The 25087-nt window shown below is 61.3% G+C and carries 22 protein-coding genes and 5 pseudogenes; 7 read left to right on the top strand and 20 right to left on the bottom strand.

Going from position 1 to position 25087, the window contains the following annotated elements:
- The first annotated feature begins 18 nt into the window (after nucleotides 1-18).
- The 4 genes from ASE49_RS04965 (at nucleotide 19) to ribB (ending at nucleotide 3873) form a co-directional block, all read left to right on the top strand.
- The gene (locus ASE49_RS04965) at nucleotides 19-798 is read left to right on the top strand and encodes a helix-turn-helix domain-containing protein (protein ID WP_082456309.1); all 780 of its coding nucleotides are present in this window, start codon (nucleotides 19-21) and stop codon (nucleotides 796-798) included.
- Between the two features lie 89 nt (nucleotides 799-887).
- Nucleotides 888-1718: an SDR family NAD(P)-dependent oxidoreductase gene (locus ASE49_RS04960; protein ID WP_200921972.1), complete on the top strand. Its 831-nt coding sequence runs from the start codon at nucleotides 888-890 to the stop codon at nucleotides 1716-1718.
- Nucleotides 1715-2374, top strand: coding sequence for a hypothetical protein (locus ASE49_RS04955; RefSeq protein WP_162234226.1), 660 nt, complete (start codon nucleotides 1715-1717; stop codon nucleotides 2372-2374). Before ASE49_RS04960 ends, ASE49_RS04955 begins: the two co-directional genes overlap by 4 nt.
- A 374-nt stretch (nucleotides 2375-2748) precedes the next feature.
- Nucleotides 2749-3873, top strand: coding sequence for a 3,4-dihydroxy-2-butanone-4-phosphate synthase (gene ribB / locus ASE49_RS04950; RefSeq protein WP_056769013.1), 1125 nt, complete (start codon nucleotides 2749-2751; stop codon nucleotides 3871-3873).
- Nucleotides 3874-4194: 321 nt separating this feature from the next.
- Here ribB and istA read toward each other — a convergent pair.
- Together istA and ASE49_RS17640 are read right to left on the bottom strand one after the other, a co-directional pair.
- Nucleotides 4195-5114 (bottom strand): annotated as a pseudogene (gene istA / locus ASE49_RS17645) (IS21 family transposase); the annotation flags it as partial.
- 17 nt (nucleotides 5115-5131) lie between these two features.
- Nucleotides 5132-5963, bottom strand: a pseudogene (locus tag ASE49_RS17640) (IS630 family transposase); the annotation flags it as partial.
- Between the two features lie 69 nt (nucleotides 5964-6032).
- Here ASE49_RS17640 and ASE49_RS17635 point away from each other — a divergent pair.
- Nucleotides 6033-6476, top strand: a pseudogene (locus ASE49_RS17635) (DDE-type integrase/transposase/recombinase); the annotation flags it as partial.
- An 89-nt stretch (nucleotides 6477-6565) separates the two neighbouring features.
- Nucleotides 6566-6742, top strand: a pseudogene (locus tag ASE49_RS17630) (IS6 family transposase); the annotation flags it as partial.
- Between the two features lie 191 nt (nucleotides 6743-6933).
- On the opposite strand, the pseudogene ASE49_RS04915 reads toward ASE49_RS17630, so the two are convergent.
- The 12 genes and pseudogenes from ASE49_RS04915 to ASE49_RS04860 all read right to left on the bottom strand — a co-directional run.
- Nucleotides 6934-7530 (bottom strand): annotated as a pseudogene (locus tag ASE49_RS04915) (NAD(P)/FAD-dependent oxidoreductase); the annotation flags it as partial.
- Nucleotides 7530-8732: a 3-oxoadipyl-CoA thiolase gene (gene pcaF, locus ASE49_RS04910; protein WP_056769008.1), complete on the bottom strand. Its 1203-nt coding sequence runs from the start codon at nucleotides 8730-8732 to the stop codon at nucleotides 7530-7532. The gene pcaF and the pseudogene ASE49_RS04915, both read right to left, overlap by 1 nt.
- Nucleotides 8733-8738: 6 nt before the next feature.
- Nucleotides 8739-9500, bottom strand: a complete 762-nt coding sequence (locus ASE49_RS04905; protein WP_056769007.1) for an alpha/beta fold hydrolase — start codon at nucleotides 9498-9500, stop codon at nucleotides 8739-8741.
- A gap of 4 nt (nucleotides 9501-9504) precedes the next feature.
- On the bottom strand, nucleotides 9505-9822 hold the full coding sequence (locus tag ASE49_RS04900; protein WP_056769006.1) for a 2Fe-2S iron-sulfur cluster-binding protein: 318 nt from the start codon (nucleotides 9820-9822) through the stop codon (nucleotides 9505-9507).
- A 17-nt stretch (nucleotides 9823-9839) separates the two neighbouring features.
- Complete coding sequence (locus tag ASE49_RS04895) at nucleotides 9840-10502, bottom strand: 3-oxoacid CoA-transferase subunit B (protein ID WP_056769005.1); 663 nt, start codon at nucleotides 10500-10502, stop codon at nucleotides 9840-9842.
- Nucleotides 10502-11209 carry a CoA transferase subunit A gene (locus tag ASE49_RS04890; protein ID WP_056769004.1) on the bottom strand — a complete coding sequence of 236 codons (708 nt, stop codon included), beginning with the start codon at nucleotides 11207-11209 and terminating at the stop codon, nucleotides 10502-10504. Before ASE49_RS04890 ends, ASE49_RS04895 begins: the two co-directional genes overlap by 1 nt.
- Nucleotides 11210-11220: 11 nt before the next feature.
- On the bottom strand, nucleotides 11221-12006 hold the full coding sequence (gene benD / locus ASE49_RS04885) for a benzoate diol dehydrogenase BenD (protein WP_056769003.1): 786 nt from the start codon (nucleotides 12004-12006) through the stop codon (nucleotides 11221-11223).
- A gap of 10 nt (nucleotides 12007-12016) precedes the next feature.
- On the bottom strand, nucleotides 12017-12532 hold the full coding sequence (gene benB / locus ASE49_RS04880) for a benzoate 1,2-dioxygenase small subunit (protein ID WP_056769002.1): 516 nt from the start codon (nucleotides 12530-12532) through the stop codon (nucleotides 12017-12019).
- Nucleotides 12529-13878 (bottom strand): Rieske 2Fe-2S domain-containing protein, encoded by a 1350-nt coding sequence (locus tag ASE49_RS04875; RefSeq protein ID WP_056769001.1) that lies wholly within the window; start codon nucleotides 13876-13878, stop codon nucleotides 12529-12531. The genes benB and ASE49_RS04875 overlap by 4 nt, the downstream gene beginning before the upstream one ends.
- Nucleotides 13879-13903: 25 nt before the next feature.
- A complete protein-coding gene (locus ASE49_RS04870) occupies nucleotides 13904-14824 on the bottom strand; it encodes a dioxygenase family protein (protein WP_056769000.1) in 921 nt (306 codons plus the stop codon).
- A 40-nt stretch (nucleotides 14825-14864) separates the two neighbouring features.
- A complete protein-coding gene (catC, locus tag ASE49_RS04865) occupies nucleotides 14865-15155 on the bottom strand; it encodes a muconolactone Delta-isomerase (protein WP_056768999.1) in 291 nt (96 codons plus the stop codon).
- Between the two features lie 5 nt (nucleotides 15156-15160).
- Nucleotides 15161-16318: a muconate/chloromuconate family cycloisomerase gene (locus tag ASE49_RS04860; protein WP_056768998.1), complete on the bottom strand. Its 1158-nt coding sequence runs from the start codon at nucleotides 16316-16318 to the stop codon at nucleotides 15161-15163.
- 122 nt (nucleotides 16319-16440) lie between these two features.
- Between ASE49_RS04860 and ASE49_RS04855 the strand changes: the two genes are divergently transcribed.
- Nucleotides 16441-17364, top strand: coding sequence for a LysR family transcriptional regulator (locus tag ASE49_RS04855; protein ID WP_056769122.1), 924 nt, complete (start codon nucleotides 16441-16443; stop codon nucleotides 17362-17364).
- A 133-nt stretch (nucleotides 17365-17497) separates the two neighbouring features.
- Here ASE49_RS04855 and ASE49_RS04850 read toward each other — a convergent pair whose 3' ends face one another.
- The 6 genes from ASE49_RS04850 to ASE49_RS04825 form a co-directional block, all read right to left on the bottom strand.
- Nucleotides 17498-18913 carry an FAD-dependent oxidoreductase gene (locus ASE49_RS04850; protein WP_056768997.1) on the bottom strand — a complete coding sequence of 472 codons (1416 nt, stop codon included), beginning with the start codon at nucleotides 18911-18913 and terminating at the stop codon, nucleotides 17498-17500.
- A 108-nt stretch (nucleotides 18914-19021) separates the two neighbouring features.
- Nucleotides 19022-19912, bottom strand: a complete 891-nt coding sequence (locus tag ASE49_RS04845) for a 3-hydroxyacyl-CoA dehydrogenase (RefSeq protein ID WP_200921971.1) — start codon at nucleotides 19910-19912, stop codon at nucleotides 19022-19024.
- 51 nt (nucleotides 19913-19963) lie between these two features.
- Nucleotides 19964-21646, bottom strand: a complete 1683-nt coding sequence (locus ASE49_RS04840) for an FAD-binding protein (protein WP_056769117.1) — start codon at nucleotides 21644-21646, stop codon at nucleotides 19964-19966.
- Between the two features lie 77 nt (nucleotides 21647-21723).
- Nucleotides 21724-22659, bottom strand: coding sequence for an alpha/beta hydrolase (locus tag ASE49_RS04835; protein ID WP_056768996.1), 936 nt, complete (start codon nucleotides 22657-22659; stop codon nucleotides 21724-21726).
- Nucleotides 22660-22818: 159 nt separating this feature from the next.
- Complete coding sequence (locus tag ASE49_RS04830; protein ID WP_156370113.1) at nucleotides 22819-23733, bottom strand: fumarylacetoacetate hydrolase family protein; 915 nt, start codon at nucleotides 23731-23733, stop codon at nucleotides 22819-22821.
- A gap of 42 nt (nucleotides 23734-23775) precedes the next feature.
- The gene (locus ASE49_RS04825) at nucleotides 23776-25053 is read right to left on the bottom strand and encodes an amidohydrolase family protein (protein ID WP_235522840.1); all 1278 of its coding nucleotides are present in this window, start codon (nucleotides 25051-25053) and stop codon (nucleotides 23776-23778) included.
- Nucleotides 25054-25087 lie beyond the last annotated feature (34 nt).

The raw sequence follows: 25087 nt of genomic DNA, 5'->3' as shown, positions 1-25087 counted from the left end.
TCACTGGCGCTCGTACGCATGAGTAACCGACCTGCGTCGGCCGGCAGGCGGGAGACCAGTTCCGACAAGACGCTCTCCGTCATGGACCTGTTCACCCCGGAGCGGCCGGAATGGACTGTCGAGGAAGCAGCGGTTGCGCTCGGACAGTCGGCCAGCACTGTGTATCGCTACTTCCGAAGCCTGTCCGCCGTCGGGTTGATCTTCAGCGTCAGACCGGGGCGCTATCTGCTCGGGCCGGGCATCGTTCACTATGACCGGCAGCTCCGTCTGTCGGACCCGCTGCTGCGCGCGGCCGAGCCTACCATCATCGAATTGTCGCATAATGTCATGGGCCCCGGTCTTCTTTTCATCAGCCGGATACACCGCGATCATGTGATGACGGTCCACGAGCATCGCTTGAATGGGGAGCCTTTCGCAGCGGGAACCTTCGCGCGCGGAAGGCTCGCCGCGCTGTTTGGCGGGGCGCCAGCACTGTCGATGCTCGCCTTTATGGAAGTAAGGGCGGCTGGCGCGATGTTTCGCAAGGCAGGTTGCGACGAGAGCGAATGGTTGGAGACGAAGCGACGAATGCGAGTCGTGCGCAGTCGCGGGTTTGCGGTCGGTCGCGATGACCCCGATCAGGGTACGATCCACATCTCCGTGCCCGTAAGGCAGGATAGCGGGACGGTTATCGCAAGCCTGAGCCTGGCCTTGGCAAGCGCAGCTTGTGACGACGCGGCCGCTGAGCGCATGGGCGCCGTGCTGGCAGAGGCTTCGGCGCGCCTGGCTGAGCGAGCGCTGACCCAGGCGCGCTTCTGAGCCTGCTCCCGGAGATCCGGCATAGGCACCACTCGTTTCCTCCACAGCTTCGGCGCAAAACGAGCACCGAACATTCGGAGAAATTGATCGTGAGTCATCCAGTCCATCCTGGGAATACCGCGTTCGTCACAGGTGGAGCTAGCGGCATTGGCCTTGGCATCGCACAGGCGATGCTCGACGCCGGCCTAAATGTCGTCGTGGCGGACGTCAGGGCCGATCATCTCGACAGAGCGCGGGAAGCACTGGCACCGGCTGGTGAGCGAGCGTTGTGCATCCGCCTGAATGTGGGTGACCGGGACGACTGGCGGCGGTCTCGCGAGATCGTCGAGGAGAGGTGGCGGAAGCTTCACATCTTGTGCCTCAATGCCGGCGTTGGCGTGCTTGGATCGATGGTGGAAAGTGAGGCCGCGGACTGGGAATGGTCGACCGCCGTCAATCTGGGAGGTGTGCTTAACGGCGTAGAGGCATTCCTGCCGCATATGCGGGGGCACGGTGAGCCGGCGCATATAATCGCTACTTCTTCGATGGGCGGGCTGATCGTCGCCAACGATGGCGGTATATATTCTTCTGCCAAATATGGTGTGGTGGCGCTGATGGAGGGGCTTCGCCGCGATCTCGCGGGCACTAGCGTCAGCGCGTCCGTGTTGTGCCCGGCGGCGGTAAACACGAACATTTTCGATCATGAGCGCATGCGCCCTGAGGCATTTAACAGCGGAATAACGCGAGACGAAGACGAACTGAACCGAGCTGAAGCCCTTGCGCGGAATATCCTATCGCATGGCCGATCTCCCCGGGAGGTCGGTGCGATGGTGTACGAGGCCCTTGTCGCGAATGCGCCCTATGTATTCACCGATAACGGGGTCCGTCCGACCTTGGTTGCCCGCCGTGACGCGCTCCTTGCATCAGCAGGTGCGCTGTGAGCCGTTTGCTTATCATGGAGCTGGGCTCCGACATACCCTCGGTCGGCATGAAGGTCGATCACTTCGAATTTCCACGCGATGCTACAATCACGCAGCTACGCCAGCAGGTGCAGGCACTTCCGGGCAAACCGGACGGCTATCTCCTCGCGGTAGGCGGCCGGGGGCATGACTCGATAGAGGAGGTTGACTGGCAACATGAGGTGATCAGACCGCTGCGACATGCATTCGGATTTGTCACGGGCGCCGTGCGACGGCTGCGCGAGCAGGGCGAGGGGGGCTTGATCATCTTCCTACTGCCGTCGGCTGCACTTATTCCCAGTCGCGTTTCCACTGTACGATCGGTTTTGCTGCGCGCGCTTCTCGGCATGGCAGAGGCTTTACGGGCAGAGCTGGGGAGCGCATCCGCAATAAATACCAGCATCGTCTTCCACGCTTCTTGCGAGGGAGAAGCCGAGCTTGGCAGACGCGTTTCGCAAGTTTTCAAACTAGCGCAGATGTATAGTCTCTCAACCGATATAGACGAGCAACAGCTTCGGGAATATTTCTCTCCTCTTCTTGCGGCAATCGACGCAACGAGCGCGGGACCTCCGCTTCCCGATATTGGCCCAATGGCTGTCGTGTACGACTTAAATAGCATTGGAGCCGCGCACACCTAGAAAAGAGGATTTGCGCCATGCTCGTCCCGTTCCGGTTTTCAGTGCCGAAAGCTGTTTGATTGACGTCGCGGACACGGGCGCCCGTTAGACTTCGGCCCTGAGCTAACTGCTGCTGGGGCTTGGACGCTGCAAGAAACGGATGAATAGATGGTGACAATTCGAAGATTTGTCTCACCGCGAAGGGCTGCCATTGATCGATGGCGAGGCGGCGTGATGGGAAAGCGTTGACATCTGTAAGCATCATTCAGAGGTCAGGGCTGTACAGGTGCTTGGCTGCAAGGCAAGAAAGTGCGCCCTTTATCGTTCTTCGCGGTAACGACTACCGACGTTTCAGTACGCCAATCGGCTGAATCTTATCAGCATGGAGTATCAATATGCAAACCAATGAGGGACCCGATCCAAATCCTAAGCGGGACATTGCCTCTCCCGAAGAAATTATTGAAGAGGCGCGAAATGGGCGCATGTTCATTTTGGTCGATGACGAGGACCGCGAGAATGAGGGCGATCTTGTCATTCCCGCGCAAATGGCGACCCCCAGCGCGATAAACTTCATGGCCCGCCACGGCCGAGGCCTCATCTGCTTGGCTTTGACCAAGTCTCGCGTCGAGCAACTGGGCCTCGCTCCGATGAGTCGGAACAACGGCACTCGGCATGAAACTGCCTTCACCGTGTCCATCGAGGCCAGGGAGGGAGTGACGACAGGAATATCGGCCGCCGACCGGGCGCGGACGATCGCGGTAGCCATCGATGCCTCTCGCGGGCGGGACGAAATCGTTACACCCGGGCATATCTTTCCGCTGGTCGCACGCGAGGGCGGTGTTCTTGTGCGAGCGGGGCATACCGAGGCGGCCGTGGATGTCGCGCGTCTGGCCGGGCTCAATCCGTCGGGCGTGATTTGCGAGATCATGAGCGAGAACGGAACCATGGCTCGCCTGCCTGATCTGCTGACTTTTGCCGAAATGCATAATCTCAAGGTCGGAACGATCCGCGACGTGATCGCCTACCGCAGACGGTTTGATCGCGCAGTCGAATGCGTGGCGAACACCCCTTTCGAGTCAAACTACGGGGGCAATTGGCAGCTGCTGACTTACCGCGACCGGTATGACGGCACCGACAATTTCGTTCTGCAAAAGGGAGTTGTCGATCCCTCGGGCGAGACACTGGTGCGAATGCACACGGCTTCGCTGTTGAGCGATCTGCTCGGGCAGAAAGGTTCACGGCATCGGGCCATAGCAGAAGCGATGGAGTACATAGCAAAGGTTGGTTCCGGAGTAATCGTCCTGATCGTTCCGCGCACCAGTGATGGCACCAGCCTGCATACGTCCGACGTGACTGACCCGGAGGTAGATCGCAGATCCTACGGTGTCGGCGCGCAAATTCTGGCAGATCTGGGAGTCCACGACCTGGTACTCCTTACGAGTTCGCGGCACCCACATCTCGTCGGGCTGGAGGCATATGGCTTGCGTATCGTTCGGGAGCAAACATTCGGCAGTGATTGATGGCGAACGCGATGGTCGTTTGCCATTGTGGACCGTTTTACAGTCGCAAGCGAGTTGGGCAAAAATGCGTTCGAACGTCCTGCAAGTGGGAGCTTGAACTCGACACCGACTGAAAGAGCAAGGCGCGTTGATCAGCCCGCTATTCTATTGCTGAAGCTTTGCAAGTGATCAGTCGTATTGCCATTGCGCCGTCGTTTCTCTTGAGTAGGCTTCCCAAGCTGGGTGACACTGAGGGTTTTCGAAGCTATATCGCATCAACTGACCTCCGATTCCTGACGCCCGTCGTCGGAGCGGCGATACTCATTGAACTGATCGCTGGCGTGCTAGCACGCGCACGAACCGCCGATCGGCATCATCGCCGTTGTCCAGCTTGCGTCGCAACCGGGCGAGCGCCGGCGGCAGTTCCCAGTCCTGGAAGGGCGCGCCGTTGCGCAAAGCGCCGGGCTTGCGGGCCGGCACCGGGAGATAGTGCCAGGGATCGTAGATGGTCCGGTTCCGCCCGAAGAAGCGGGGATGCTCAGCGACGACTTCATCGCCGCATCGCGCGACAACGGGGTCGGCATAGGCCCGAACCTGCACCGTGCGCCGCGCCACCGTCGAGAGGACCGAGTGACGGTTGCGATCGTAGCTGGGTCAGCAGGTGCCCGACACGCCGTGCTCGCTCTCATTGAAGCCGTCGAACGGCCCCAGCATCGACTGTAATGCAGGACGTTCAATCTCCAGCATCTGCGCAATGGTCTGGTCGCCCTGCTCAGGATGGGCCTGTCGTTCGGCGCAGCGGCGGCACTCAGCTTCCAGCCAGCCATTGAGCTCTTCAAGGCTGGCGAACCGCAGTTGGGGCTGGAAGAAACGCCCTCGGATCGACTGCACCTGGTTCTCGACCTGACCCTTCTCCCATCCCGCCGCCGGCGAGCAAGCCGTGGGCTAGACCATATAAAGGTCGGCCATGATCAGGAACCGCCGATTGAACACCCGGTCCTTGCCGGTGAATACGCTCGTCACCGCCCTCTTCATTTTATCGTAGATGCCGCGCCGGAGCACGCCGCCGAAGAAGGCAAAGCCGCGCGCATACGCGTCGAGCAGAATCTCCTGGGTCTCTCGTGAATAGGCCCGGACATACACAGCCCGCGACGCGCACAGCCGCAAGTGCGCACCCTTTACCCGCATCGGTTTGCCGGCGATCTCGACATCCTCGTGGCTCCAGTGAACTGGTAGGCCTCGCCGGGCTGGAACATCATCGGACTAGAGCGGTTTTCGATCATTCTGGTTCGTAGCCACATGATCTGAAGTAGTTGGCGCACTCCTGTGGCTGGAAGATATCGACGAGGTTGCCGATCAAGCTCCACAGGCCACTGACGGTGCGCTCACCCGCTTTATGGAGCATGGCCTTGAGGCGGGAAAATGCTTTCTCGATCGGGTTGAAGTCGGGGCTGTAGGGCGGGAGAAAGCGCAGGGTTGCACCTGCGTCCTCGATGAGCACTTGCACCGATGCGCGCTTGTGGCTCGACAGGTTGTCCATGATGACGACGTCGCCGGGCCGCAGTTCCGGGACGAGGACCTGGGCGACGTAGGCTTCGAACCAGTCGCCGTTGATCGGCCCATCCAGCACCATGGGCGCGACCATGCCGGTCATGCGCAGGCCGGCGACCAACGTGGTGGTCTTGCGGTGGCCGTGCGGGAAACCCATCCGCAACCGCTCGCCTTTGGGGCAACGACCGTGGCTGCGGGTCATATTGGTCGCGGTCCAGGTTTCGTCGATGAAGACCAGGCGCTCCGGTTCGAGATCGAGTTGACCCTCGAACCAGTCCTGACGCTGCTTCAGGACGTCAGGTCGATCTTGCTCTATCGCATGGCCTGTTTTTTTTGCGCGTCAGTCCACGACGAACAAAAAAGCGATGTAGCCCGGCAACGGAAACGTCCATGCCCTTGTCCGCCCGCGCCAAACGCAGTTCCTCGAGGGTGATGTCCCTGCGCTCCTCCCAAATGGCCAGAATGTCCGCCGCCCGCTCTTCCATCCGCCGCGAGCGCATATCCCCGCCGCGGGGCTTTGGGGCAATGTCACCCGTCTCGCGCTGCTGTGCCCGCCAGCGCGTTCTGTCGCAAAAATCTGCAGGTGGCGGTAGAGGAGGCGTTTGTTGGCATTTCCACGCAGAGGTAGAATGTTCAAGGGCCGCCATTTTGACCGACCGGTGATCCTGCTGTGCGTACGCTGGTACCTGAGCTACCCCTTGAGCTTGCGAGACCTGGAGGAGATGATCGCAGAGCGTGGTATCCGGACTTCCTGTTTTCGCCGACCCGAAATCTCAAGGACGCGAAGCGCTTCTTCCGCAAGGCATATGCGCGCCATGGTCTGCCCAGGCAGGTAACCATCGACGGCAGCCAGACGAACTTGGAAGCGGCCCGGAAATGTCACGCCGAAGTGCGGATGCGGAGCCGGCCGGACACAAAGCCACTCACAGTCCGGCAGAGCCAGTACCTGAACAACCGGATTGAGCAGGACCATCGACGCATCAAACGCCGTATCCGCCACATGCTCGGTTTCAAGTCCGAGCACACGGCCGCCGTCATTCTCGACGGCATCGAACTCGTTCACATGATCCGCANTCCTGTTTTCGCCGACCCGAAATCTCAAGGACGCGAAGCGCTTCTTCCGCAAGGCATATGCGCGCCATGGTCTGCCCAGGCAGGTAACCATCGACGCATCAAACGCCGTATCCGCCACATGCTCGGTTTCAAGTCCGAGCACACGGCCGCCGTCATTCTCGACGGCATCGAACTCGTTCACATGATCCGCAAGGGTCAGATGATCTCTGCGAACGACGCCCGAAATCCGTCCATTGCAGAGCAGTTCAACCGCCTCGCGGTATAGTTCACCATTTCAAAGACTCAACACCGTCTCTAGCCGGCGTTTGCGACAGAACCGATAGTCCGAACATCCTGCTGGTGGACTTGTCCGAAAGCCGAAATCCGTCCATTGCAGAGCAGTTCAACCGCCTCGCGGTATAGTTCACCATTTCAAAGACTCAACACCGTCTCTAGCCGGCGTTTGCGACAGAACCCGCGATGTTCCATCTGATAAAATGCCGACAGCTCGGCGCCCGCGACGCGCGCAAGCACGCGCGGGAGCGCTTCAAGCAGCGTGACGTTGAGCCCCAGCTTGGAAAGCACCGCCGCCGCCTCCAGGCCGATATATCCGCCGCCGATGACGACGATGTTTCGCGCACCCGCGTCGATCTGGGCCATCAGGCGGTCACAATCCTCACGCGTGCGTACCGAGTGCACCCCGACGAGATCCGCGCCGGAGCAGGAAATCCTTCGAGGATCGCCTCCGGCCGCCCAGACCAGCTTGCCATAGCCATGCTTTTCGCCGGTAGAAAGCGTCAGCTTACGCGTGCTGGAATCGACTTCCGTCACTTCTATGCCAAGCCGAAAAGCGATTTCCTTTTCTGCCCAGAAGGCCGGGGGCCGGATGTAAAGCCGATCGAAGCTTTTTTGTCGCGCGAAATACTCCTTCGAAAGTGGCGGCCGCTCATATGGGAATTCCGGTTCGCGGCCGATGACCGTGATGCTGCCTGCAAAGCCGTTTTGCCGCAGGGCGATGGCGCACTGCGCCGCGCCATGCCCCGCTCCCACGATCACGACATCGGAGCTGTTCATCACACCCGCTCCAACAGGAGCGCCAGCCCCTGCCCAACGCCGATGCACATGAATGCAAGGGCGTAGCGCCCTTGGGTGCGGTGCAGTTCCTCGACAGCCGAAAGCGCGATGCGCGCGCCCGACATGCCCAGCGGATGGCCAAGCGCGATGGCGCCGCCGTTCGGGTTCACGCGCGGGTCGAAGGGGTCGATTTCGAGATCGCGCAACGTCGCGATGGCCTGACTGGCGAACGCCTCGTTGAGTTCGATGACGTTGAGCCGATCGGCGGTCAGTGCCTTGCGGGCGAGCAGCTTGCGCGCCGCCTCGATCGGTCCCACGCCCATGATGCGCGGCGCGACGCCCGCCGCCGCCATGCCGATGATCCGCGCGCGCGGCGTTAGGCCATGGCGCTTCGCCGCCGCTTCGGACGCAACCAACATCGCGGCGGCGCCGTCGTTGAGGCCCGACGCGTTGCCTGCCGTCACGGTGCCATCCGCTGTGACCACCGGCTTGAGGTTCGCGAGCGCCTCAAGGGTCGTGGCGCGGGGATGCTCGTCGGCGGCGAAAACGATCGGGTCGCCTTTCTTTTGCGCGATGGTGACAGGCACAATCTCGGCGGCGAGCCGGCCGTTCGCCTGCGCCCGCGCGGCCTTCTGCTGGCTGGCGAGGGCGAAGCGATCCTGCTCCTCGCGGCTGACCCGCCATTGCTTGGCGACATTCTCGCCGGTCTGCGGCATGGTGTCGACGCCATAAGCCGCCTTCATCGCCGAATTGACGAAGCGCCAGCCCAGCGTCGTGTCCTCGATCTTCTGGTCGCGGCCAAAAGCGCTGCCCGCCTTGCCCAGCACGTAGGGCGCGCGGGTCATGCTCTCGACGCCGCCCGCGGCCATGAAGTCCGCGTCTCCGCTGCGGATCGCCTGCGCCGCGATGCCCAGTGCGTTGAGGCCGGACGCGCACAGGCGGTTGACGGTCACGCCGGGCACAGTCTCGCGCATGCCCGCCAGCAGCACGGCCATGCGCGCGACGTTGCGATTGTCTTCGCCCGCCTGGTTGGCGCAGCCAAGGATTACGTCGTCGAGAGCCGACCAGTCGACCGTCGGGTTGCGCTCCATCAGCGCTTTGAGCGGAAGCGCGGCGAGATCGTCGGCGCGAACGGTAGAAAGGCTGCCGTTGAGCTTGCCGATGGGTGTGCGGATGGCATCGCAGATGAAGGCCTGTGTCACGGATGTTCAGCTTTCGAGAAAGGAGACGATGGACGCCGCGAGCGCTTTGGGGGCTTCGAGCGGTGCGAGGTGCGCGGCGTCCAACACGATATGGGCAGCGCCCGGAATGCACGCCACCAGATGCTCGCCATGCCCCTCATAAGGGGTCGAGGCGTCGCGGGTGCCGGTGACGACGAGGGTGGGGGTGGCGATGCCCTCGATCCGATCGGCAAGGTCCATGTCCCGGATCGCCGCGCCGCATGCCGCATAGCCCTCCGCGTTCATGCCGATAAGCTGGCGGCGCACAGCCTGATAGATTGCGGGGTCGGCGGCGTCCGAGAGGAAGCGGCCCATAGCGAGATCCGCGATCGCCGCCATTCCCTGCGCGCGAACCGTGGCAACGCGATCCTCCCATGCGGCGCTGTCCATCGCCGCCGACGTGCAGATGGGGACCAGCCTCTCGACGCGATCGGGCGTTTGCAGCGCGATTTCCATGGCGACCATGCCGCCGAGCGACACGCCTGCCAGCGAGAAACGCCCGAACCCGGCGGCATCCGCGACGGCGAGCACGTCGTCGGCCAGCGTCGCCATGGATAGATCTCCGCCCGGCGCCGCCGAAGCGCCGTGGCCGCGCGCGTCCAAGCGCAGCAGCGCGAAGCGCCGGCGCAGGAAGGGAAGGGCGCCGTCCCACAAGTCCATGTCGGTGCCTATGGAATTGAGCAGCACCAGCGCGGGTGCGTCTTCGATCCCATCGCGCTTCCAGTACAGGCCGGTCGGCGTGAAGGGCATGGGCTCAGTCCTCCGGCGCGATCGTGACGCGCAACCCGTCGAGCGCGGGGGTGAGGCTGACCTGGCAGGACAATCGCGAAAGCGGACCGCGATGGTCGGAGCTGTCGAGCAGGTCATTCTCGTCCTCGCCCGGTGCTCCGGTACGGCCGATCCAGTCCGCGTCCACGAACACATGGCATGTCGCGCAAGAACAGCAGCCGCCGCACAACGCCAGGAGTTCCTCGAAGCCATTATCGCGAATGGCTTCCATGACGGTCACGCCCTCACGGGCATCAATGGTGGTTTCGTCTCCCGAACGGTCGACGACGGTCAATTTGGGCACTCTGGACGCTTTCTGGGTTAGGCTGACTGAAGCAAGGTGAGCGGCGTACCGGTCTTTTCGATAATCTCGGCCTCGGTAACGCCGGGTGCAAGCTCGACGAGGGTGAGGCCGCCATGGGCGCGATCCACCGCGATCACGGCGAGGTCGGTGATGATGAGATCGATGCACGCCTTCCCGGTCAGGGGGAGCGAACATTCGGGCAGGATCTTGGGACTACCATTCTTGGACACATGGTCCATGACCACGACCACACGCTTGACCCCGGCGACGAGGTCCATCGCCCCGCCCATGCCCTTCACCATCTTGCCCGGGATCGTCCAGTTGGCGAGATCGCCCCTGGCCGATACCTCCATCGCGCCCAGCACGGCCATGTCGATATGGCCGCCCCGGATCATCGCGAAGCTGTCCGCGCTGGAGAAGTAGCTGGACGTCGGCAGCGCGGTAATCGTCTGCTTTCCAGCGTTTATGAGGTCGGGATCGACGTCCTCGTCATAAGGAAACGGGCCGATGCCGAGCATGCCGTTCTCGCTCTGCAGCGTCACGTTAACGCCCTCGGGCACATGGTTCGCGACCAGCGTCGGGATGCCGATGCCGAGGTTCACATAGTAGCCGTCACGCAGTTCCTTTGCGGCGCGCGCGGCCATTTCATCACGACACCAGCCTTTGGATTCCTGGGGCATTACGCGGCCTCCCTCTCACGAACTGTACGCTTTTCGATGCGCTTCTCGTTGACGGTGCAGAGTACCACGCGGTCCACGTAGATGCCGGGCGTGTGGATGCAGTCGGGATCGAAGGTGCCTTCGGCCACGATCTCCTCCACCTCGACTACCGTCACCTTGCCCGCCGTCGCCATGTTGGGGTTAAAGTTGCGCGCGGTCTTGCGGAACATGAGATTTCCTGCGGGATCGGCGCGCCATGCCTTGATGATCGAGAGGTCGGAGCGCAGCCAGGTCTCGCGCACGTATTCCTCGCCCTCGAACACTTCGACCGGCTTGCCCTCGGCCACTACGGTGCCGACGCCGGTCTTCGTGTAGAACGCCGGAATGCCTGCCCCACCCGCGCGAATCCGCTCGGCCAGCGTGCCCTGCGGATTGAGTTCGAGTTCCAATTCGCCCGAGAGATACTGCTGCTCGAACAGCTTGTTCTCGCCCACATAGGAGGAGATCATCTTGCGGACCTGACGGCTTTCCAGCAGCATCCACAGCCCAAACCCGTCCGCCCCTGCATTGTTGGACACGACCGTCAGGCCGGTCACGCCCGACTTGCGGATCTGCGGTATCAGGCTCTCGGGATTGCCCGACAGGCCGAAGCCGCCCGACATTATCGTCATCCCACTGAACAGCAGGCCATCGAGGGCTGCGGCGGGGCTATCGTAGATCTTCGACATTTCTGGCTCCTTCAGCCGATATCGCCGCCGGCGACGGGGAGCACCGATCCAGTCACGTAGCTAGCCTCGTCCGAGGCGAGGAAGAGAATCGGGGCGATCTGCTCCTCCAGCGTACCGTAGCGCTTCATAAAGGCGGAGGACGTGACCTGCGCGACCGCTTCGGCCATCCATGCCTGTTCTTGTGCGTCGTCGCCTAGCGGGTTGCGGGCAACGCGGCGCGGCGGCGCGCTGGTGCCGCCGGGTGCGGTTGCGACGACACGGATTCCGGCCTCTGCATACTCCATGGCGAGCGCCTGCGTCAGCCCGTTGATCCCCCCCTTCGCTGCCGAGTACGGCACCCGGCGAATGCCGCGCGTGGCGTTGGACGACAGATTGACGATGGTGCCAGATCCCTGCCCCAACATCACCGGCAGAACCGCGTGACAACAGTAGAGCGTGGGCATTAGCGAACGCCGAATTTCCGCGTCGATCTGCGCGGGCTCGAACTGGGCATAAGGCCGCATCCGGATCGCGCCGCCGACGTTGTTGACGAGAATGTCGATGCGGCCGAAAGCCGATACCGCCGTCGTCATGGCCTGCGCCGCGCCTTCGTAAGTTTCAAGATCGCACTGCACGGACACCGCCTTGCCGCCCGCCGCGACGATGGCCTCCTCCACTTCCGTCACGAAGTCGGCGCGGTCGACGAGGACGACGCTCGCCCCCTCCGCCGCCGCGCGGGTGGCGACGCCCGCCCCGATGCCCTGCGCCGCGCCGGTCACGACCATGACCTTGCCGGCGAACCGTGCTGCGAAGATCACTGCAACCTCCTCAGACGTGATAGACGTCGATGACCTGATGAATGTAATCGTCCTTGAGGACGATCTTCTTCTGCAGGATCTTCGGTGTCGCACCAGTCGTGTCCAGCGTCAGGAACGTAGTGCCGAAGAACTGCTGCGTGTGCTGGTAACGGTGGGCGAGCGTGTTCCAATTATATCGCAGGTCCACGCCGCCTTCGCGCGTCTCCAGTACTTCGACATTGCCGATGAGATGCGCCGTGCGCGCCTCGGGGGTACTGGCCGACGAGCGTTCGGTCTTGAGGCGATAGACGCGGTCTTCGAGACCCTTGCGGTTCGCGTAGTAGATCAGCGAGATCTCGGTCTGCGGATCGGTGGTCAGCGCATCGTCATCGGTCCACGCGGGCATCCAGTACTCAGCGGCCTCTGAATAGCATTCCAGCCATTCGTCGAACTTGCGATCGTCGAGCAGGCGCGCCTCGCGGTAGAGGAAGGCGCAGATGTCGGCGTAGGACAGCGCGGGCGCATTCTTTTGGATAACCAGGGTCATTCCGCTGCCTCCAGCATCGGTTCGGTATCCTTGGCCATGCCGTCGAGCATGATCTGCGCCCAGAACTCGTGCTGGCGCACGAAGAGGCCCTCGTCCTCGCTACGTTCGCTGGAGAGCAGCGGGTTCATGCCCATCGCCTTCGCATTGGCATCGGGACCGGCGATCCAGCGCGTGGCGCCGCGGCTGAGGTCGTTCCAGAGCTCGCCGGCGCCTTCATAGGCCTTCTGACAACTGCGGAATTCCTCCAGATCGTCGGGCGTGCCCATGCCGGTGACGTTGAAGAAATCCTCATACTGGCGGATGCGGTTGGCGCGGTCCTGAGCGCTTTCGCCTTTGGGGGCGTAGCAGTAGATGGTGACTTCGGTGGTATGCACGTCGATAGGCCGCACCACGCGGATCTGGGTGGAGAACTGGTCCATCAGGAACACGTTCGGGTACAGCGCCAGATTGCGGGTCTGTTCGAGGATGAACTTTGCCTTGTCGGCACCAAGACGCTCCTCCAGAGCCGCCTTATGGTTCCAGATCGGGCGTACCTCGGGGTTCAGCACCTGGGTCCAGAGCAGGATATGGCCATGCTCGAACCCGTAGACGCCGCTCGCCGGAGCCTTCGACCAGCCGTTGGCGTCGACGGCCTTGGTCCCGCCCTCGGCGCGACGGCCCATGGTCGACTGGTAATTTTCGTGGACGGAACTGACGTGATAGCCGTCGCAGCCATTCTCCATCTGCATCTTCCAGTTGCCGTCGAAAGTGTAGGTGGAATTGCCGGTCAGGATTTCCAAACCTTCGGGCGCCTGATCGACCATCTGGTCGATGATGACTTTCGCCTCGCCCAGATGCTGCTCCAGCGGCCGCACATCATGGTTGAGCGAGGCGAATATGAAGCCGCGATAGCTCTCTACCCGGGCGCGGGTCAGATCGTGGGATCCTTCATGGTCGAAGCTGTCAGGATAGGCGCCGGTGCTGGCGTCCTTGGCGCGCAGCAGAGCACCGTCGGTCTTGAAGCTCCAGCCGTGAAAGGGGCACACGAAGAGCGGTTGATTGCCGCGCTTGCGACGGCATAACTTGGCGCCGCGATGGGCGCAGGCGTTGACCACGCAGTTGATGCCGCCATCTTTGCCGCGGGTCAGGATGACAGGCGTGCGCCCGATCCAGGTCGTGAAATAGTCGTTCTTCTTCTCAAGCTGGCTTTCGTGCGCGACGTAGACCCAGTTGCTCTCGAAAATATATTTCATTTCGAGTTCGAACAGCGCCGGGTCCGTGAAGACGTCGCGGCGGCAGCGGAACAGACCGGTTTCGGGGTCGTCGACCACTGCGGTCGCGACGCGGTTCATCAGGTGTCCTTGCATGATCCTGTCTCCTGCTTCGCGATTTTCAGACGGTCTCGGCTTGAGGCAGCGGCTCCGCCTCCGCGCGGGCCCGCGATGAGAAGCCCTCATCGCCCGCGTCGTGAGCCCGCTGGAGCTGGAAATCGAACTGGATGGAGGCGGTGTCGCCCTGGCGGATCGGCATGGGCAGCAGGCCCTCTCGCGTGCCGAAGGCGAAATCATCGGCGGCAAAGGGATCATCGCCAAAGTTGATCTGCGTGGTCAGCGTACGGTAGCCCGGCGCCTCGATGAAAAAGTGGACATGCGCCGGACGGTTGCCGTGACGGCCGAGCGCCTGCATCAACTGATCGGTGCCGCCCTGCGGCGGCACTGAATAGCCGCTTGGCTGCCTCGAGTGGAAAGCATAGCGCGCGTCCGGCCCCAGCTTAATGCGGCGGCGGTTGTTGAACGGAGTCTGCTCGCCCGTCGGATCGAAGTGCGAGTACCAGCCCTTGGAGTTGGCGTGCCAGACATGGACGATGGCGTTCTGAACCAGTTCGCCATCGGGGCCGGTGATCGTACCGTTCATGTTCAGTGCCTGACTGCCTTCGTCCGGATCGCTTGTGAGGTTGACATTGCCTTCCATCAGCGGCGCGCCGGCGACGTATAGCGGTCCTTCGATGGTGCGCGGCGTGCCGCCCGTCAGGCCTGCTTCGGCGTCCTTGGCGTCCATGTAGAGATCGAGGAAATGCTCGAGGCCCGTACCCGGCACGATCAGGCCGATCTCGTCTGCGCTGTCGGCGAGATACTTCATCGCCAGCCAGAATTCGTCTTCGGAGATGTCGTGCTTCACGATCAGCTCCATCACGCTTTCGGTCAGGTCGCGGAAAATCGCCTTGAGGCGCGGATTGCCGCCGCTCTCGTTCACGCCTGCGGCGCGATCTAACAACTGCTGGATTGCCGGGGTCTGTACGAAGCTGATGTCCATTTCATTCTCTCCCAAAGACTTGATTATCAGGCTGCAGCGATCACCGATCGTCCTCATGGATGGAGGAAGGGTGCCGACAGAGCGGGGTCACCTTAATGGTCATGAAGGAATAGAGCGGCAGGCCCATAAGCGTGTCATGCAGCGCCGCATTGCTATCGACGTCGAAGATCGAGACGTTGGAGTAGAGGCCGACCTTGCGCCAGATGTGCCGCCACAGGCCAGCCTGCTGAAGCTTCTGGAAATAAGCCTTTTCGGCCGTCTTGATCTTCGCGGCTTCCTCCGTGTCGAAGTCCAGCGGAATATTGACATCCATTTCGACCATGAACAGCATGGGTGTTATGCTCCTGCGGTGACGGCGTGGAGGAGGGGAGCGGTGCGGTCGCGGCGGAAATACGCGACCTTGTCCTCGTCGAGGCTGATCCCGAGCCCTGGGCCCGTGGGAATCGCCAGTGAGAAGTCGCCATAGGCGAGCGGGTCGCGTAATATTTCCTCGATCTGCAGGAGCGGGCCGAACAGTTCGGTCCCCCATGCCAGTTCGGGCAGGGTGGCAAAGACATGGGCGGACGCGATCGTGCCCACGCTGCCTTCTAGCATGGTGCCACCGTAAAGCCCGATGCCCGCCGCCGACCCGATCGCCGCGACTTCGGCCGTAGCGAAAAGGCCGCCGGACTGCGCGATCTTGAGCGCGAAGACGCCTGCCGCGCCCGCTGATGCTATCCGCAGCGCTGTACGCGGGCCGTGCAGGGCTTCGTCCGCCATCAACGGAACGGCCTGCCCAACAGAGAGGCGCGCCATGCCCGCGATATCATCCCCAGCGACAGGCTGTTCCACCAAGTCGCATCCGACGTCATGCAGCATCGCCATCCCGAGTTTGGCCTGCGCCTCACTCCAGTTCTGATTGACATCGACGCGCACGCTAGCGCGATCGCCCAGCGCCTTACAGATCGCGCCGACATGCGCGACATCGGCGCGCATCTCGCGCTTGCCGATCTTCAGCTTGAAGATCCGGTGACGGCGCAGGGACAGCATCTCCTCGCCCTCGGCGATGTCGCGCGCCGTGTCGCCGCTGGCCAGCGTCCATGCGACCGGAAGACTGTCGCGCACTCGGCCTCCGCCGATCAGCTCGGAGACAGCGACGCCAAGGCGCTTGCCCTGCATGTCGAGCAATGCCGTTTCGACAGCGCATTTGGCGAAATGGTTACCGCGCACATATTTCGCGATTTTCGCCATCGTAGCTCCGACTTGCGCGATATCGCAGCTTTCCAGGATCGGGACGATATAGGTGTCGATGGCCGACTTGATGCTCTCGGGGCTTTCCTCGCCATAGCTGAGGCCGCCGATGGTCGTGCCTTCGCCAATACCTTCCACGCCGTCCGCATCCGTCAACCGCACGATCACCATCGACTGCGCATGCATCGTGGCCATCGCGAGTACATGAGGTCTGATTGTAGGAATATCGACGATGAAGGTATCGGCGTTTTTCAATGCAGCCATCGCAGCGACTCTCCCGGGTGCCTGTTTTTTCCAAGGCAGCGATACTATCGCGCTGCCACTTGTTCAAAGACCGATCTGGTCATAATGCTATACTCTACAGGTATAGAGAAGGCTCGCTTATGATGGATTTGCGCCTGCTTCGTTATTATGTGGCAGTCGCGGATGCGGGCAGCTTCAACCGGGCAGCCGAGCGATTGAATATCGCCCAGCCGCCCTTGTCGCGCGCGATCCAGCAGTTGGAGGCACTCGTCGGCGCCGCGCTCATCGACCGGTCGACGCGACCTGTGCGGCCAACCCCCGTGGGCAACCTGCTATATGTGCAGGCACGGCAGATGCTTGCGCGAATGGAAGATATGGAAGGAATGCTCAAGGCCGCGGCAGTGAGCGAACGTCGCCGCTTCGTCATAGGCTTTGTCGCGTCGACCATATATGCGAGGCTGCCGGAATTGATCCGGGAATTCCGTCAAGTAGCGGAGAACGTTGAGCTAATCCTCGTAGAGCATTCCACGCTCGATCAGATCGCGGCGCTGAAAGAGGGCAAGATCGATGTTGGATTTGGGCGCATACGGTTCGACGATCCAGCCGTTCGACGCGTCATATTGCGAGAAGAAAGACTGATCGTCGCCCTGCCCATGGGCCACCCCTTGGCGGCGGGCAGCGGCCCTTTGTCGCTACAGGATCTGGCTGACGAGCCACAGATACTGTATCCGCGCTCACCGCGTCCAAGTTACGCCGACCAAGTGCTCTCGCTGTTCCGCGACCATGCGGTGGAGCCCCGTATTGCGCATGAGGCGCGCGAACTTCAGATAGCGATCGGATTGGTGGCGGCGGAAGAAGGCATCGCAATCGTCCCGGAATCCGTCCGTTTCGCCCGGAGCCATGATCTGGTGTTTCGCGAAATCAGGGAAAAGGCCACGTCTCCCATCATCATGAGCCATCGCCTTCAGGACTCCTCGCCTGAACTGGTTTTGATGCGCGAGGTGATATCCCGCAAATATGGGGAATGGGGCTATGAAACGCCGTCCGCGCTTCCGCGCGGTGGATAACGGCCTGGGCTGCGGCGTCCTGCCCGACGGTTTCGCGCCGATACCCATTCGCGTCTGCGGCTCCACCGGCGTGCCGAAGATCGGTGCGGCAGCAGGCCCGATGGTCGTGCCTGTCCGCCGCCGTTCCTGTCTCTTAAATCGCGACCTGCGGGTCCGCATTATTCGACCGCGAGAATTTGGCGGCGTTCCTGCCCGCGATGCGACCAAATACGACCGCATTGGCGACGGCGTTGCCGCTGCCCAGATAGACTTCGCCCATGGCACCTCCCGACGCTTCGCCCGCCGCGTACAGGCCGGCAATGGATTGCCCCATGGCGTTCTGCACGCGCGCCTCGCGGTCGATTCTCAGCCCATAGGACGTCAGGCCGAGGCTCCGCATCTTCATTACCGCTGCATAATAGGGGCCATCTCCCAGCGGCCGGAGGTGAAGGAGATGCTTGAAAAACAGTGTGTCCTGGCCAGTCGCCACATCGTCGTTATATTTCGCCACGGTAACAAGCAGCGCCTCGGCGGGAACGTCCAGCGTGGCAGCGAGGTCCGTCAGGGTTTCGCCACGCAGGATCAGGCCGTCGCGCAGACCGGCGTCAAGCGTGTCGCGTTTCCAGTCGTTGGCCAGTTCGCCCGCCTGGATCATCGGCGCGTAGCGGAAGTCCAAGGGCGAATTTTCGAAGGACGCCTGATCGAAGATGGCGAAGGCAAGCTGATCGGGCTGCGCTTCCATGATGGACTTCTGGATGCAATAGGCAGCGCCCTCGTCCATGAAGCGGCGTCCGAAGCGGTTGACGAACATGAGCCAGCCGGGCGGCAACGTCAACTCGCGGCTCAAGCCGGCCGTCATCATCATCGTGCCCCGGTTCTCGCCATAGAGATCGGCGCCCACCGCCGGTCCGAAGGTGAGGGCGTCCCCCTGCGCGGTCGCGGGGCCGCCATACCATCGCCCCTCCACATAGGAGCTCGGATAATGGCGGTCGAGGAGGTTCTCGTTGGCGCCAAAACCGCCGGTCGCGACGACGACGGCCTTCGCCCTGATGACTTCGCCCTCGACCTCGATGCCCACAACCGCGCCATTCTCGACGACCAACTTCTGGACACGGGTGTGTGTGGCAATCTCCACACCAGCCGACTGCGCGTGACCTTCGAGTATCTCGACCAGGCCTGCACCCCCGCCCACCGGCCAGTGGCTGCGCGCGGTGTCGGACACATCGCCTTGCGTAAGCGCGCCGACGCGGACGCCACAGTCAATCAACCAGTCGATCGTCTCCGCGCCGGCATCGCAAAATCGCCGCATTACCGACGGCTCTATGCGGTAGCGGGACAGCGCCATCGCATAGGTGAACATCGCGTCGGGTGTGTCGTCGATACCCGCCTCACGCTGGATCTTTGTGCCGGACGCATAGAGCGCGCCCCCGGAGGTGGCGGTCGCGCCGCCGCAGCGCGGGCCTGCCTCCACCACCAGGACGCGCGCGCCTGTATCCGCGGCGGTCGCGGCGGCGGACAGCCCCGCTCCCCCGCCACCGATCACGATCACGTCGAAGTCGTCTTCCGCCATCGCTTATCTCCTTGCTGGCCGGCGCGTGTCGCCCGTTGTTTTAGAATTTCGTTCTAAGGATCGGGGCACAGCGCGCTGCGCCTGCGCTTAAGTGGTGCGCACGCCCAATCAGGATAGAAATGCGGGGCTCAGATATTCTGGATTGGGGTACTTATAAAAGCCTTCGCCGGTCGCGGCGCCGAGCAGTCCGTTATCGATGAACTCGGTTTTTATTCGCTGTGCCGCTTTGGCAACGAGCGGGTCATTGTAAGCCTCCGCCAGGCTGCTGAACATGTTATAGGCCGTGTTCATCCCGCCGATGTCTACAAGCATGAACGGCGCAAAGTTGCTGCCCGTTGCGACCATCCAGCTTTTGTCGATCGACTTGAAGCCGGCCACATCATCGGCCCACAATTTTAGTCCGGCCATGACCCAGGGAAGCATCAGTGAATTGATGATATAGCCGGGCCGTTCCTTATGCACGGGGACCGTCACCATGCCGATCGACCCGGCGAATGCAGTCACTGCGTCGAAGGTCGCCTGAGCGGTTCCGGCGTGCCCCATCACTTCGGCGATGTTTCGCTTCCAAATTTCATTGGCGAAGTGCAATGCGAGAAATTTATCGGCACGGCCCGTGGCGTCCGCCATTTGACTTGGCAAAAGCGTCGAGCTGTTCGTGGCGAAGATCGTCTTTGCGGGAGCGACTTTGGCCGCCTTCTCGTAAAATGCTATTTTGGTTGCGAGGATCTCGGGCACGGATTCGATGAGGAGGTCGGCATTCGCGAGCGCGGCCCCAAGATTACCTGTCATGGTCAAACGTTCGAGGGTGGCGTCGATCTGCCCAGGCGTTGCCGCCATGTCTTTCGCGTAGTACTCGCCCAGTCCTATCAGCGTCGCTCGCCCTCTTTCGAGAACGTCATTGTCGATGTCGTAAACCGTCACATCATAGCCGTGCAAGGCGGCCTGAAATGCGATCTGGGTGCCAAGAACGCCGCTACCGGCGATGACTATATTTCTCATGCCTATTTCCATCTTTTCATCAGGACAACGCGCCATTATCGATGATCTCTGTCACGCGGCGAGATGATCCGCAGCGATATAGGCGAATGTCATTGCCGCTCCCAACGTCGCCCCGGCGCCGGGATAAGAATCGCCAAACGGCGAGGCTGCACTGTTTCCGATCGCGTACAGACCAGAGATGGGCGTGCCGTCGGCCCGTTCCACTTGTGCGTTGGCATTGACGCGGATGCCGCCCTTGCTGCCGATGTCGCCGATATAGGCGCGAATGGCGTAGAACGGTGGCTTGTCGATCGGAACCAGGCTGGGGTTCGGGCCTGCTGCTGGGTCTCCAGACAGCGTCCGGTCGAACAGGGTATCACCCCGTCCGAACTGAGTATCCTTGCCCTCCCTGGCAGCCTCGTTCATCCGCGCGACGACCGCGTTGAGTTGCTCGGCCGGCAAGCCTGTCGAAGACGCCAGTTCGGCGATCGTATCGGCCTTATAGATGAAGCGGTTCCACCATTCGCGCGGAAGCGTCTTGTCCGATGCCATGGCCGACGGAACAAGATTGCCTATGGGATAAGTAGTACGATAGCGCGCGTCAAAAATCATCCAATAAGGGTCGGAACTGCGGCGGTTCGAACCTTCGGCAAGAACGGCGTTGCCGATGCGGTCATAGGAAGAGGCTTCGTTGACGAAGCGTTCGCCATCAGGACGGACCAAGACACATCCCGGGGACCGGAAAAGAGGGCCCGGCACCATGGAATTGGGCACATGCGGATCCGGCAACACCACGACTGGCGTCCACCAGAAATGGCCCATCATCTCGGTGCCAGCACCGACGTCCTGCGCCGCCATCAGACCGTCACCGGTATTGATGCCTGGCGCGATGCTGTGGCCTGCGCTTGTCGGACGGAGTGCGTATGCGTCGCGAAGCGCCTGATTATGCTCGAAGCCGCCGGCCGCGATGATGACGCCCTTGGCAGCACGCACTGTTACTTCCCGTCCATCGCTGTCGAACGTCGCGCCGCTGACCCGGCCGCCGCTATCGGCAAGATCGGTAAGACGCATGTTCAGCATTAACGGAATGCCGCGTTTTTCCATTGCGATCCGGAGAGCGCAGACAAGCGCCGCCCCCATAGTGACGCGACGATCACGCCGCGTGATCCGGCGCCATGACAAATCTGTCCAGTAGCGCGCGAACAATTTCGCGATGGACATCTGCCATCCCGTTTGCTTTTCGATTACCGCATGCATGTCGGGCCAGTCGAGTGCGACCCGATGCCCTGCCTTCCACAAATGCGAGGGTTCGCGCATTTCAAAGAACGTCGGCCCTAAAGCTTTGCCGTCAAGTTTGGTCGGCACGATGCTGCGGCCCGTCATGCCGCCTTCAACTTCGATGAAATAGTCGGGCGTCGTGTCCGCGGCGATGCCAACGCCGATTTCTTTCAGATAGTTTGTCATGTCGGGCGCGGCGGCCAGAAACGCATCGGCGCGATCCTCGCGCATGTTACCGTTGGTGATGGCGGTCAGATATTTCTTCGCCTTCTCCACGCTGTCCGACCCGTTCATGAACTGATTGTTAGGAGCCCAGATCGCGCCTCCGGAGAGAGCCGACGTGCCGCCGAAATAATGCGTCTTTTCCACCACGACGCTTTTCAGGCCAAGATCATGGGCGCGTATAGCGGCAAGCATTCCCCCGGCGCCGGATCCCACGACCAACACGTCGCAATAAATGGCCTGTTTCGGTTCCATGCTCACGCTTTCCAATCCTAATGCCAATGTTGTTCCAAGCGGCAAAGTTCGCTGTCCCAGCTACCGGGGAATGATAGTCAACCGGGGTGGAGTGCGCGCCGCAGGGCCTGGCTTGCGTCATCGAACGCTTGTCGCACTTCGGCTGCCTGATCAAAGAAGCCGCAGAAACCGTGTATGAGGCTGGGGTACTCATGAAATTCGACCGGTACGCCATTGTCCCTCAGCCGGGCGGCGTAGATCTTGTCTTCGTCTGCAAAAATGTCATTGCTGCCTACTGCGATAAAGGCAGGAGGGGAGTGGCTGATATCTTTACGAAGCAGGATCGAGATGCGGGGATCGGTCCGTTGGCTTTCTGTCTCGAGGTAAGTGTTTAAGCAATTGTTGTGCAACCCGATCGTGACAAGATACCCGTTAGCGAATTCGCGGCGCGAGGCGGTATCGAGATCGACCTGCACCAAAGGATAGAACAGCAGTTGCAGCGAGCACTTCTTACCGGCTTTGCCGCCCAATTCAGTGGCGACGAAGGCCGCCATGTTTGCCCCCGCGGATTCGCCGCCGACCGCGATCCGGGAGGGATCGACGCCCAGTTCCTTGGCATGGTCGAAAAGCCAGGATGTGCTGGTTAAGGCATCATCATGCGCCGCCGGGAAATGGTTCTCGGGCGCCAGCCGATAAGCGACCAGCAACACCTTGATACCGGCCCCCAGCGCAAGACGCCGTCCACTCTGGTCGTGCGTATCAAGCCCGCCGACCATCCAGCCCCCGCCGTGGAAGTAGACAAGGCACGGTAGATCACCCGTCTCGTCGGGGCCGCGGGTCGGCGACAGCAGACGGGCATTGAGCACGGCATCGCCCGTGTCGATCTGCAGATCCCGTGAATCGACGCCCGGTATCGGCGTTGGCGCAGATCGCATGGCGCTGAAGAATTTGCGCTGCTCATGTGCGTCCATGCTTTCAAGCGCCGGGCCGGCGTTTAAACTATCCAGGATGGCAGCGATATTCGGGTCGAGCATTAAAGGGGCTTTCTGGTTGAGGCGCCTACTAGTGGGACGGCACAGAGACTTGAGCATTCCTGATATCGGTCAGATACAACATTTCCCCCCTTCTCTTCGCGCCCGTCGGCAATACCTGCGTTCGTGTCCGCCCGGAGAAGGAAGCCATCGGGGCGGCTGTCACGCGATCCGGTTTGAAAGGACGCCAATGCCCGCAATCTCGATCCGAACGGTGTCGCCCTTCGACATGAAACGGCCGGTTTCCGCGCCAACGCCCGACGGCGTCCCGGTGATGATGACGTCGCCGGGGAAGAGGTCAAAGCGACTGCTGAGGAACGCGATCTGCTCCGGGATAGAATAGATCAGGTTTTTAGTACTTGAATCCTGCCGCAATTCGTTGTTGACCCATGTCTTGATGTTAACATTCTCAGGGTCCGGGATAAACTCCGACGGGGTCAAAAATGGCCCCATAGGACAGGATTTCGGGAAAACCTTGTGGCCCATCCAATCAAAGCGGAATGGAGAACTTATATCCTCCTCGCGTCGGAGCAATCGGTCGCGTGCGGACAGATCGTTGGCGCAGGTATAGCCAGCTACATAAGAGAAAGCATCCGCTTCGCCAACGTTGCGCGCACGCCGACCGATGACAACGGCGAGTTCCGCTTCAAAATCCAGCCTCTGCACGCCTGCGGGATAATCGACATCTTCGCCATGTCCCGCTAAGCCGGTGCGACCGGGAATGGTGAAGAAGAACGGCGGCAGGCCGACCGCGCGGCCGTCAACCACGGTGAGACCCATCGCCTTAGACATCGCCTCGACATGATCAGAATAATTTGCTCCGCAGGCGTAAATTGTCGCGGTGTTCAAGGTCGGCGCGGTGAGGCTCGTGGCGCCGAGATCGATCGTTTCTGGCCTTTCCTCACCATCGGCAATCCGCCGCGCCAGTACCTTCATACGCTCATGCTGAACGTCAACATCGGCGAGGTAGGCGTCCAGAGTGCATTCCGGCACGCGATATCCCTTATCCGCAACTAGTATTCCAAGTTCCGGTGCCCCGGACGAGGGCACAAACTGAAAGAGCTTGTAAGATGTCACGAATAAACTCCAGTGCAAGTGAACTGTAACAAAACGATTGGCTCAGTTCTGCGACCGAGGTTCTTTGTGAAACTTACCATCCTTCATCACCGCTACGATGTTGTTCTTGTCTTGAAGCAGGGTGACGTCCTGGGTGACATCGCCCTTCACCAGCACGATGTCGGCCAGGTAGCCGGGTTTGATCATGCCGAGTTCATTGCCCATATCCATCAGCTCGCCACCGAGTTTGGTCGCGGCGACCAGCGCATCGATTGGCGTGAAGCCCATTTGCGTTACGAAGATTTCGAGATCCCGCGCCTGCCAACCATGCGGATTGAAGGGGAAACCATAGTCGCCGAACGGCAATACCCTAATGCCGCGCCTGCGCATTTCAGGGATCAGTTCCCGATGACGCTCGAGCACCATCTGCCCATCCGCCTTCTGTTCGGTAAGCTCCATCCCCGGCGGCGGCGCGAAGTCCATCATGGCTTGGATAACGCCGATGGCTGGTGCGACGAAAATATCGTTCTTGCGCGCCTCCAGCAGGTCCAGAGCTTCCTCATCCGCATGGGTGCAATGATACAGCATGCGGAACCCGTTGCGCACGCCGAGCTTCACCGCCTCCGCAGCATGCGCGTGTCCGTTCAGCCAGATGCCGGATTCAAGCGCTTGTTCATGCGCGGCGCGAAGTTCCTCATCACTATATTGTAGCTCGAACGACGTGCCAGGACGCAGCTGGCTTTCACCCGATATAAGCAGTTTTACCGACTTGGCGCCGAACTCCGCACATTCCTTGATGAACGCGCGTATTTCCTCGGGGCCGCTCAGTTGATGCTCGGATTGACCAGGGTTGAAGGTGTTGTCATCGCCCGAAGGCGGTTCCTTCTCGATCGACGAGGGAATGAAGCGCGGACCGGGCAAGCCACCGCTTTCGATTTGCTGAGCAAGGTAAATTTCCAGTCGCTTGCTCATCGCACCCGCCGAGTATGCGCTGGTGATGCCATAATCGAGCAGGATGCGCGCGTTACGCGCCGCAGTCAGTGCCAACTCTTCAGGCGGCATCGACATTTCCCGGACGGGGCGCTCGACCGAACTCGGCCATGTGAGATGCGCGTGCGAATCGACCATACCGGGCATCAGGATGGCATTCTCGCAATCTATGACCTGCGCTTCGACTGCAAAGTCAGCGCCGATCATCGTGTCTTCGGGAGAAACAGCAACGATGCGATTCTCCTTGACAGACACGACCCCCGCGAACGGCGGCTCCCCAGTGCCATCAAAGATGCGGACGTTTTTGAAGATGATCATCTGAAACTCCGTATTGAGATCGGTGATGCGCAAAAGCGGACCGCCAATGCGGCCCGCTTTCCTAGCG

The organism is Novosphingobium sp. Leaf2 (genome assembly GCF_001421325.1).
Lineage (GTDB): Bacteria > Pseudomonadota > Alphaproteobacteria > Sphingomonadales > Sphingomonadaceae > Novosphingobium.
The sequence above is the reverse complement of the archived record's forward strand: the minus strand, read 5'-3'. Positions and strand labels throughout refer to the sequence as shown.

What these genes read in the sequence shown, in the direction of transcription:
- ASE49_RS04965 (WP_082456309.1), top strand. Translation starts at nt 19, where the DNA reads ATGAGTAACCGACCTGCGTCGGCCGGCAGGCGGGAGACCAGTTCCGAC.
- ribB (WP_056769013.1), top strand. Translation starts at nt 2,749, where the DNA reads ATGCAAACCAATGAGGGACCCGATCCAAATCCTAAGCGGGACATTGCC.
- ASE49_RS04905 (WP_056769007.1), bottom strand. Translation starts at nt 9,500, where the DNA reads ATGCCCTTCACGCCGACCGGCCTGTACTGGAAGCGCGATGGGATCGAA.
- ASE49_RS04895 (WP_056769005.1), bottom strand. Translation starts at nt 10,502, where the DNA reads ATGCCCCAGGAATCCAAAGGCTGGTGTCGTGATGAAATGGCCGCGCGC.
- ASE49_RS04890 (WP_056769004.1), bottom strand. Translation starts at nt 11,209, where the DNA reads ATGTCGAAGATCTACGATAGCCCCGCCGCAGCCCTCGATGGCCTGCTG.
- benB (WP_056769002.1), bottom strand. Translation starts at nt 12,532, where the DNA reads ATGACCCTGGTTATCCAAAAGAATGCGCCCGCGCTGTCCTACGCCGAC.
- ASE49_RS04875 (WP_056769001.1), bottom strand. Translation starts at nt 13,878, where the DNA reads ATGCAAGGACACCTGATGAACCGCGTCGCGACCGCAGTGGTCGACGAC.
- ASE49_RS04870 (WP_056769000.1), bottom strand. Translation starts at nt 14,824, where the DNA reads ATGGACATCAGCTTCGTACAGACCCCGGCAATCCAGCAGTTGTTAGAT.
- catC (WP_056768999.1), bottom strand. Translation starts at nt 15,155, where the DNA reads ATGCTGTTCATGGTCGAAATGGATGTCAATATTCCGCTGGACTTCGAC.
- ASE49_RS04860 (WP_056768998.1), bottom strand. Translation starts at nt 16,318, where the DNA reads ATGGCTGCATTGAAAAACGCCGATACCTTCATCGTCGATATTCCTACA.
- ASE49_RS04855 (WP_056769122.1), top strand. Translation starts at nt 16,441, where the DNA reads ATGGATTTGCGCCTGCTTCGTTATTATGTGGCAGTCGCGGATGCGGGC.
- ASE49_RS04850 (WP_056768997.1), bottom strand. Translation starts at nt 18,913, where the DNA reads ATGGCGGAAGACGACTTCGACGTGATCGTGATCGGTGGCGGGGGAGCG.
- ASE49_RS04845 (WP_200921971.1), bottom strand. Translation starts at nt 19,912, where the DNA reads ATGAGAAATATAGTCATCGCCGGTAGCGGCGTTCTTGGCACCCAGATC.
- ASE49_RS04840 (WP_056769117.1), bottom strand. Translation starts at nt 21,646, where the DNA reads ATGGAACCGAAACAGGCCATTTATTGCGACGTGTTGGTCGTGGGATCC.
- ASE49_RS04835 (WP_056768996.1), bottom strand. Translation starts at nt 22,659, where the DNA reads ATGCTCGACCCGAATATCGCTGCCATCCTGGATAGTTTAAACGCCGGC.